The 8,898-nt window shown below is 65.6% G+C and carries 6 protein-coding genes; all 6 read left to right on the top strand.

The genetic code is table 11. The features are described from left to right. The first annotated feature begins 58 nt into the window (after positions 1-58). The 6 genes from JSE7799_RS02965 to JSE7799_RS02940 all read left to right on the top strand — a co-directional run bounded on the left by JSE7799_RS02965 (position 59) and on the right by JSE7799_RS02940 (position 8,637). Complete coding sequence (locus JSE7799_RS02965) at positions 59-688, top strand: 2-dehydro-3-deoxy-6-phosphogalactonate aldolase (RefSeq protein ID WP_055662275.1); 630 nt, start codon at positions 59-61, stop codon at positions 686-688. Continuing rightward, the gene (locus tag JSE7799_RS02960) at positions 685-1,536 is read left to right on the top strand and encodes an SMP-30/gluconolactonase/LRE family protein (protein ID WP_083480200.1); all 852 of its coding nucleotides are present in this window, start codon (positions 685-687) and stop codon (positions 1,534-1,536) included. Before JSE7799_RS02965 ends, JSE7799_RS02960 begins: the two co-directional genes overlap by 4 nt. Then, on the top strand, positions 1,533-3,431 hold the full coding sequence (locus JSE7799_RS02955; RefSeq protein WP_055662274.1) for a beta-galactosidase: 1,899 nt from the start codon (positions 1,533-1,535) through the stop codon (positions 3,429-3,431). Before JSE7799_RS02960 ends, JSE7799_RS02955 begins: the two co-directional genes overlap by 4 nt. A gap of 430 nt (positions 3,432-3,861) precedes the next feature. Next, entirely contained in the window at positions 3,862-5,910 is a 2,049-nt protein-coding gene (locus JSE7799_RS02950) for an alpha/beta hydrolase family protein (RefSeq protein WP_055662273.1), read from the top strand. Positions 5,911-6,112: 202 nt separating this feature from the next. Next, positions 6,113-8,320 carry a pyridoxal-dependent decarboxylase gene (locus JSE7799_RS02945; RefSeq protein ID WP_055662272.1) on the top strand — a complete coding sequence of 736 codons (2,208 nt, stop codon included), beginning with the start codon at positions 6,113-6,115 and terminating at the stop codon, positions 8,318-8,320. Beyond that, positions 8,317-8,637 carry a hypothetical protein gene (locus JSE7799_RS02940; RefSeq protein ID WP_055662271.1) on the top strand — a complete coding sequence of 107 codons (321 nt, stop codon included), beginning with the start codon at positions 8,317-8,319 and terminating at the stop codon, positions 8,635-8,637. Before JSE7799_RS02945 ends, JSE7799_RS02940 begins: the two co-directional genes overlap by 4 nt. Positions 8,638-8,898: the final 261 nt, after the last annotated feature.

Below are 8,898 nucleotides of genomic sequence, written 5' to 3'. Positions count from 1 at the left end.
GCATCCTTTCCGCCGCCGAGATGACACTCGCCGGCCTCAAGACCGCAAAGGACCTGCCATGACCCCCGCACCCCGCCCCCTGATCGCCATCCTGCGCGGCATCCCCCCCGACGAAGCCCTCCCCGCCTGCAAAGCCCTCATCGCCGCAGGAATAACAACAATCGAAGTCCCCCTGAACTCACCGGAGCCGTTGCGCTCCATCGCCGCCATGGCCGTGGCGCATGGCCACGAGGCAACCATCGGGGCGGGCACGGTCCTGTCGCCCGCCGAAGTGGAATCGGTCGCCGAGGCTGGTGGCCGATTGGTCGTCTCGCCGAACACGGATCCGGAGGTGATCGGCCGGACCACCTCGCTGGGACTCGAAAGCTGGCCCGGCTTCTTCACGCCTTCCGAAGCCTTCTTTGCGCTTCAGGCTGGCGCGACGGGGCTCAAGCTCTTCCCCGCATCCATGGCCGGACCGTCGGGCCTCCGTGCGATGCGGGCCATCTTGCCGGGCGGCACGCGGATCTATGCCGTGGGCGGTGCCGGGCCGGAGAATTTCGGCGCGTGGCTGGCGGCTGGCGCGGACGGTTTCGGGCTTGGCACCGCACTCTACCGCCCCGGCTTCTCGGCCGCCGACATCTCCCGCCACGCCCATGCCGCCGTCGCGGCCTATGACGCTGCCACGACCGGAGAGAGAATGGCATGATCCGCGCACGCATCCACGACGAACGCCGCTGCACGCTGGGCGAAGGGCCGTTCTGGCATCCGGACCGGGCGCAATTCTTCTGGTGCGACATCACGGGCAAGCGGCTGCTGAGCGTGGATGCGTCCAGACCACTGGAATGGAAATGGGACGAGTCGATCAGCGCATTGGGCTGGATCGATCACGACACGCTGATGGTGGCCGGAGCTTCGGCGCTGTGGCAGTTCGATATCGATACCGGCGACCGGACCCGGATCCTCGATCTCGAGGCCGACAAGCCGGGCAATCGGTCGAATGACGGACGGGCCGATCCGCTGGGTGGCTTCTGGATCGGCACGATGGGCCGCGAGGCAGAGCCCGGCGCGGGCGCGATCTATCGCTACTTCCGTGGGGAACTGCGCAAGCTTTTCGAGGATATCACGATACCGAACGCCATCTGCTTCGCGCCCGGCGGCGACACGGCCTATTTCGCCGACACCGCGCGGGGCGCTATCTGGAAACAACATATCGACCGGGCCGGCTGGCCCTCCGGGCGGGCGGAGCTTTTCGTGGACCTGTCCATCGCCGGCCTCGCCCCCGACGGCGCGGTCTGCGACACCGACGGCAATGTCTGGGTCGCGGAATGGGGCGCCTGGCGCGTCGCCTGCCATGGACCCGACGGCCGGTTCCGCGCAGCCGTCGAAATCGACGCGGCGCATGTCACCTGCCCCGCATTCGGCGGCCCGGACCTGCGGCAACTCTTTGTCACCACCGCCCTGCAAGGCCGCGAGCCCGCCGAGCCCGGCGCGGGATGCACCTGGGTCGCCGACGTCCCCGCACGGGGTAAACCCGAAACCCGGATCATCCTGTGAAACGCACGATCGGCACCTGCTATTACCCCGAACATTGGCCCGAAGACGTCTGGGCCGAGGATGCACGCCGCATGGCCGAACTGGGCCTTACCTGGGTCCGGATCGGCGAATTCGCCTGGTCCAAGCTGGAGCCGCGGCCCGGCGACTATCGCTGGGACTGGCTCGACCGCGCGATCGATACGTTGAACGGCGCGGGGCTGTCGGTCGTGTTGGGCACGCCTTCGGCCACGCCGCCGCGCTGGATGCTGGACCGCTTTCCGGACATGCTGGCTCATGACGCCGAGGGGCGGCCGCGTCGCTTTGGATCGCGGCGGCATTATTGCTTCGCGCATGCGGGTTATCGCGAGGCTTCCGCCAACATGGCCCGTCTTCTGTCGGCGCGTTACGGCGACCGCGTTGCGGCGTGGCAGACGGATAATGAATACGGTTGCCACGACACGGTGCTGAGCTGGTCGCCCGTCGCACGCGACGCGTTTCGCGATTGGCTGCGTGACCGCTACGGCGATATGGCCGCGCTCAATGACGCGTGGGGCAACGAGTTCTGGTCGATGGCATACGAGGATTTCAGGCAGATCGACCTGCCCAATCTCACCGTGACGGAGCCGAACCCGGCCCATTCCATGGCTTTCCGCCGCTTCGCCTCGGACATGGTCGTGCGCTGGAACGCGGCACAGGTGGACGCCATCCGTGAACATTCGGACGCGCCGATCTCGCACAATTACATGGGCCGCGTGACCGAGTTCGACCATTTCGCGACCGGTCGCCAGATGGAGATCGCGACCTGGGACAGCTATCCGATGGGCTTCCTGCTGGACCGCGTGCCCGGCGGCGACAAGACCGCCTATCTCCGGCAGGGCGATCCCGACTTTCAGGCATTCCACCACGACCTCTACCGCGCCGTCGGCCGCGGGCGCTGGTGGGTCATGGAGCAGCAGCCCGGTCCGGTGAACTGGGCGCCGTGGAACCCTGCGCCCCAGCCCGGTATGGTGCGGCTTTGGTCTTGGGAAGCGTTCGCCCACGGCGCCGAAGCGGTATGCTGGTTCCGCTGGCGGCAATTCCCCCGCGCGCAGGAGCAGCAGCATGCCGGCCTTCTGCGCCCCGACTCTACCGAAGCGCCGGGATTTGCCGAGGCAAGGCAAGTCGCGCAGGAGCTGGCCGACGCACCGGACGCCGCCGCGGCCCAGGTGCCGGTCGCGATGGTCTTCGATTACGCATCTCAATGGGCGTGGGAGATACAGCCGCAAGGGGCCGGCTTCGACCATTTCGACCTGTGCTTCCGCCTCTACCGCACGCTGCGGCAGCTAGGCCTGAGCATCGATATCCTGCCACCGGATACGGCCGCGCTCGAAGGCTATGCCCTGACCCTTGTTCCCGCGGTGGCGCGATTGTCCGACCCGCTGCGTGCGGCAATCGCGGCGGCGGAGGGATTGGTCCTCACCGGGCCACGCACCGATCTCAAGGATGCCGAGATGGCGACCCGCGTCCCTCTGGGGCCCGATCTGCCGGACCTTCCGGCGACCTCGGTATTGCAGGAGACCCTTCCGCCCGACGCGCCCCGCCCTCTCAAGGGCGGCGGCCACGTGACGCTCTGGCTGGAGCATTTGGAGACCGATGCGGAGATCGTTGAGCGGACGGAAGAAAGCTCACCCCTCCCGATTCTGATCCGCAATGGAAACCGGCTGCACCTTGCAGGCTGGCCCGACGAGGTGGCTGCGTCGCGCATCCTTCGCTCCCTCGCCGAAGAGGCGGGGCTGGAGGTGCACGATTTGCCCGAAGGGGTACGTCTGCGCGATACCGGTGCGGAGCGGTTTGTCTTCAACTACGCAAGCGCACCGCGCCGCTTCGGAGAACACGAGATCGAACCCGCCGGGGTCCTGCGTCTCGCGCGCGACTGACCGGACTTTTGCACGAAATGCTCGTCGAAGGGTCGCAATTTCAGACGACGCAGGAGGTTTGAGCGGTTCAACGCTGGCCCATGCGTCGCCCCTTCAGGCCCCACGACGAGATCGAAGCCGCCTCGGTGAGTAGCGGCGCTTGCCCCTTTCGCTGCAAAGCGTGGAAAGTTTGCCGGTTCGGCGCAGCAGATCACGCACCCGCAGGACTGCCCGCTTTCGGAGCCTCGCTTCGCACATGTGCCTGCCAAGGACGCCACAAGCAGGGTCATAGCGCTGGATTTGACCTTGGTGCGGTTCGCATCGGTACCGACGCCGGCGTCGCAGTGCCCGTTCGACGCTTTGTAGGATGCCCGCATCTTCAACACAATCTTACCTTACATCACCTTTTGCTTATCGTTCTGCGGATCACCCCGAGATTGGACGACAGCCAATGAGCGACGCGCGCGAGACGAAACCTTTCGGCGCATGGGAGTCGCCCATCGCGCCTGCCGATCTCGCCGAAGGCACGTTGAAGATCGAGCAGATCAAGCTCGACGGGGACTCCATCGTCTGGACCGAGGCCAGACCGCAGGAGGGCGGGCGTAGCGCGGTCATGCGCTGGACGCGCAACGCTGGCGTCGTCGACGTTCTGCCGCGTTGGTATGACGCCCGCAGCATCGTCAATTCGTATGGCGGCGGCGCGATGGGGGTGCGGGACGGCATGCTGGTCTTCACCCAGTATGCCGCGGCAGCACTTCCGAAGACGCGTGATCAGCGGGTTCACCGGCAAGACCCGGGCAAGCTTCCGGTTCCGATCACCCCGCTTGCCGACGCGACCTATGCCGACTTTGAAATCGATGCCGCCCGCGCGGTGGTCTATGCGGTGATGGAAGAGGCGGGCGTCATAACGCGTGGACAACCGACCCAGACGCCCGTTGCTCTGGATCTGGCTGGCGAACGCCCTCCCCGTGTGCTGGCCGAAGGCGGCGACTTCTATGCCGCGCCTGTCGCCGGACGGGCGGCAACTGGCATGGATCACCTGGAATTATCCCTCGATGCCGTGGGAGGGGACCGAGTTAAGGATGGCCGAGATCGCGACCCCTCAGGCGCTTTGCATGACGTTCGAAAAGTCGCCGGTTCGCCGGCGGAAAGCGAGGATGCCGGAACCAACCCGATCCTGAAGGAAGCGATGCGGTTCTCCGAGGCGGTGGTCCAGCCGCTTTGGTCCCCGGGCGGCGTGCTTCATGCGGTGTCGGACAAGGTCGCGATCGATGGTGATCGATGGAACAACATCTGCCGCTGTGTGAACGGGACGCTTTCGCCGATCACCCGCGAGACCGCGGAGCTCGCGCCGCCGGCCTGGCGCCTGGGCGGCGCATCCTATGGCTTCGTATCGGACGAGGAGATCCTCGCGGCGCCAAATCGAAACGGCACCTCCTCGCTTGTGCGTGTCGACACCGCAACCGGGCCCATCACCGTCATGGACACGCCGTTCACCTCCATCGAGCATCTTTGCGTCAGCGATGGTGCGGCGGTTTTTGTCGGTGCGTCTTTCACCGATCCGCCCGGTATCCGGCGCATGGACCTTGCCACCGGCACGATCGAGCTGATCCGCACGACACGACTGCCCTTGAACGCGGATGTCGCGGCATGCATCGCGGCGCCACGGGCCATGACGTTTCCGACCGGACCCACCGGCGCGGACGAAGCGCATGCGTTTCACTACGCACCGCAAAACCCGCGCTTCGTCGCGCCACGCGATGAGCGGCCGCCGCTGATCGTGATGATCCATGGCGGTCCCACGGCGGCCGCGCGATCTGCCTTGGACCTGACCATCCCATTCTTCACATCGCGCGGTTTCGCCGTCGTCGACGTGAACTACCGGGGCAGCTCGGGCTTCGGGCGCGCGTTCCGCCGCGCGATCTACGGGGGCTGGGGTCAGGTCGACGTGGAGGACTGCGTGGCGGCCGTCGGTGCGTTGGTCGCGGAGGGCTTGGCCGATCCGCATCGGGTGGTGTCGCGCGGCGGATCATCCGGCGGGTACACGACGCTTGCGCTCGCGACCTTCACCGACCTTTTGAGCGCGGCGGCGAGCTATTACGGCATCTCGAACCTCGAGATGATCGCGCGCGTCACCGACAAACTTGAGGCGCATTACGCTGAACTCCTGCTCGGCCCCTACCCCGCCGCCGCGAAACTGTTCCGCGACCGCTCGCCCCTGTTCCACGCCGATCGCATCGACTGTCCCATCATCCTGTTCCGAGGCACTGAGGATCCGGTGGTGCCGCCGGATCAGGCCCATGTGCTGATCAACGAATTGAACAGCCGCAAGCGTCCGCACGCCTACGAATTCTACGAGGGCGAGAGCCACGGCTTTCGCAAGGCGTCGACCATCATCGGCGCGCTGGAGGAGGAACTGTCCTTCTACGGCACGATGCTCGGCTTCGTGCCGTCCGGGCCGTTGAAGACACCGCGGATCCACAATCAAGGCGACGGATAAGACGAGCCGCTCGATCTAAGGCGGGTAGAAAAAGGGGAAGAACCTGACCGACAGACATCGCTGCCACGACCTGCACAAGTCGATCGACGCCTTCCGCCGACGCCATCCCGACAAGCTGAGCCTCGACCATCCGACCTCCATCGGCACGCCAGCGGCCTGGTTCCTCGGCCCCAAGGCAGAGAACGAGAACGTTCTGCGCAAGATGATCGATCGCGCGATCAACTCGAACGTAAAGGCGCGCAAGGATTACCGCCCCGACGATCCCGCCATGGCGCCGGACCACGTCATTTCCAACGACAACCCCGCCTATGGCAACGCGGTCGAGCTGATCGGCGACAGGCTCGATGAGATGCTGGATCATCTCAGGGCCTCGATCCCGCTGTCGAGTTATCGCAACCAGTCGCATATGTACTGGGATACGGCCCTGCCGGCGGTCATCGGCCACTTCGCGGGGCTTCTCTACAATCAGAACAACGTCGCGGCCGAGGCGTCGCCCGTAACCACGCTTTTGGAGATGGCGGTCTGCGACGATCTTTGCCGGATGCTGGGCTTTCGCAACCCGGAGGAGGAGAGCGACCTGCCCCGGCCATGGGGACACATCACGTGCGACGGCTCCGTCGCGAACGCGGAATCGATCTGGGCCGCGCGAAACCTTAAGTTCCTCCCCTTCGCTCTGGCCGACGCCGTGGCGCACGACCCGCGATTGGCCTCGGCGCGCAACGTCACCGTCCGAACGCTCGATGGACGGCGGCGGCGTCTCCTCGACCTCGATACATGGAGCCGCCTCAACCTGCCGGTGGACGAGGCGGTCGGGTTGTCGGAACGCGTCGCGGCGGCGGGCGGGATCGATCCGGAAACAATCGCCGCGGCGCTTGCGGCCCGCACGATCGCCGATCTGGGGATGATCGAATTCAGCCGCAGGTTCCTGCCCGACACGCTGGCGCCCGTCATCCTTGCCCCCGCGACGGCGCATTATTCGTGGCCCAAGGGTGCGTCTCTGGTCGGGCTCGGCAGGACGAGCGTTCTGCCGGTTTGCGTCGATCTGGACGGGCGGATGGAGATGGCGGACCTGCGCCGCCACCTCGACAGGTGCCTCGACGAAAAGCGTCCCGTGCTGGAGGTCGTCGCCGTAATGGGCACGACCGAGGAAAGCGCGGTCGACCCCCTCGCCGACATTGCGGAAATCCGCGACGAATACCGCGAGATGGGGCTCGAGTTCACGCTGCACGCCGATGCGGCCTGGGGCGGATACTTCGCGGCGATGCTGCGGCCGTCGAAGCTTGAGCGGGAGATCGCGCGGTGCGGCCTGGAGGGGACCGACGAAGAGGCACGTCTCCTGTCGCGCCACGAGGGCGTGCAGGAGGCGCCCGAGGAATCCGAGGGAAATCCGGCGAACGACATCTCCTTTGCGCACGACCTCGGCATGGGTCCAGGCATGACGCTCAGCGAAGAGACCGCACGCCATTACCGCGCCTTCCTGCAATGCGACACGATTACCGTCGACCCCCACAAGTCAGGCTTCGTGCCCTATGCCGCCGGATCGCTGGTCTATCGCAACGGCGCAATGCGCGAGACGGTCGCGTTCGCGGCGCCGGTCGTGTTTCACGGCGGTACCGTTCCCAGCGTCGGCGTCTACGGGATCGAAGGGTCGAAGCCGGGCGCGGCGGCGGCGGCTGTCTATCTGTCGCATGCGGTGATACCGGCCGACCGGTCCGGATACGGGCGGCTGCTGGCGAAATGTGTGTTCAACTTCAAGCGCTTCTACTGCGCCCTCCTCTCGGCTTTTGATCCGGACGGACCGGTGACCCTGACGCCGTTTCAGCGTCTGCCGGCCGAACGCGCGGGCGGCACGGCCGCCGAAATCGAGGCCCAGCGCGCGCTGATCGCCCGGCAGATCGCCCCCGTCGCGAACGATGCTTTTGTGGAGAAGCTTCTCGCCGATCCGGACCTGTCGTCGCTGTTCCGCGAGCTTGGATCGGACCAGACGATCTGTGCCTATATTCTGAACTTTCGCACGGCAGATGGGCTGAACCGGAATCTGTCTCTGATGAATGCCCTGAACGATGCGGTGTTTCAGACGCTTTCGGTCCGGGAATTCGGCAGCTACAAGATTCCCGACGCGCCCCTGTTCGTGACCGCCTCGTCCTTCAAGCCTGAAACCTACGGAGATGCGTTCGAGGACCATCTCGCGAAGCGCTGCGGGGTTGATCCGACGCCGGGCGTTGCCCTCGGCTTTCTCATTTCGACGCAGATGAACCCGTTCATGACTTCGACGGCGGCGGGCGACCTGACGCCCGAACTCGCGCGCGCGCTGAAGCGGATGGCAATCGATTGTGCCGCCGATCTGTGCCGCAAACATGGTCTCTCCATGCCCCCTCTGACCCGTCAATTCCCGGACTGCCGCCGATGAAACACGACCACGCCGCGCACCGTCACCACAAGGGCCCCGACGTGATCACGAACATGCCGCATCAGCATGCCTTCACCATCGTCGGCGATACCGCTTTGTTCGCGATACACATGACGCAGTACCATCACGAGGAGCACAAATATCAGCTCGTGATGAAAGTGGTCCTGCCGCCGGAGGTGAAGTCGAAGCTGAACTCCGCCCGGGGACGCTTTCCGTCCGACACGTTCATGCTCTGCAACGCAGCCGACGACCTCTTCATGGTCCCCGACCTGCCGTCACGGCGGGTACTGTACCCTCAGGTCTGGAAATTCGCTTGAGACGCGGGGCGTGAGCTCGTGCTGGGGCGCCTCCAGCACAAGCTGCCCATTCTGGTATTCCATGGCCTTGCAACACAACCATGGAGAAGAACGAATGGACAGGCGGAAGGATACGGCGCTTGAGGCGGTCTTGGAACAGTTGATCGAGCACGGGCCCGGCGAGATCGCATCGGTGTTCGCGCGGGCTTTCGAGCTGGCGATGCAGATCGAACGGGAGCGGTTTCTCGGCGCGAGCCATTATGAGCGCACGCCCGAGCGTCA

Source organism: Jannaschia seosinensis (assembly GCF_001408515.1).
Classification (GTDB): Bacteria; Pseudomonadota; Alphaproteobacteria; order Rhodobacterales; family Rhodobacteraceae; genus Jannaschia; species Jannaschia seosinensis.
This window is presented reverse-complemented; position numbering and strand designations above follow the sequence as displayed.

Excerpts from the sequence above, each read along its gene's own strand:
- JSE7799_RS02960 (WP_083480200.1), top strand. The coding sequence starts at position 685 with ATGATCCGCGCACGCATCCACGACGAACGCCGCTGCACGCTGGGCGAA.
- JSE7799_RS02965 (WP_055662275.1), top strand. The coding sequence starts at position 59 with ATGACCCCCGCACCCCGCCCCCTGATCGCCATCCTGCGCGGCATCCCC.
- JSE7799_RS02940 (WP_055662271.1), top strand. The coding sequence starts at position 8,317 with ATGAAACACGACCACGCCGCGCACCGTCACCACAAGGGCCCCGACGTG.
- JSE7799_RS02945 (WP_055662272.1), top strand. The coding sequence starts at position 6,113 with ATGATCGATCGCGCGATCAACTCGAACGTAAAGGCGCGCAAGGATTAC.
- JSE7799_RS02950 (WP_055662273.1), top strand. The coding sequence starts at position 3,862 with ATGAGCGACGCGCGCGAGACGAAACCTTTCGGCGCATGGGAGTCGCCC.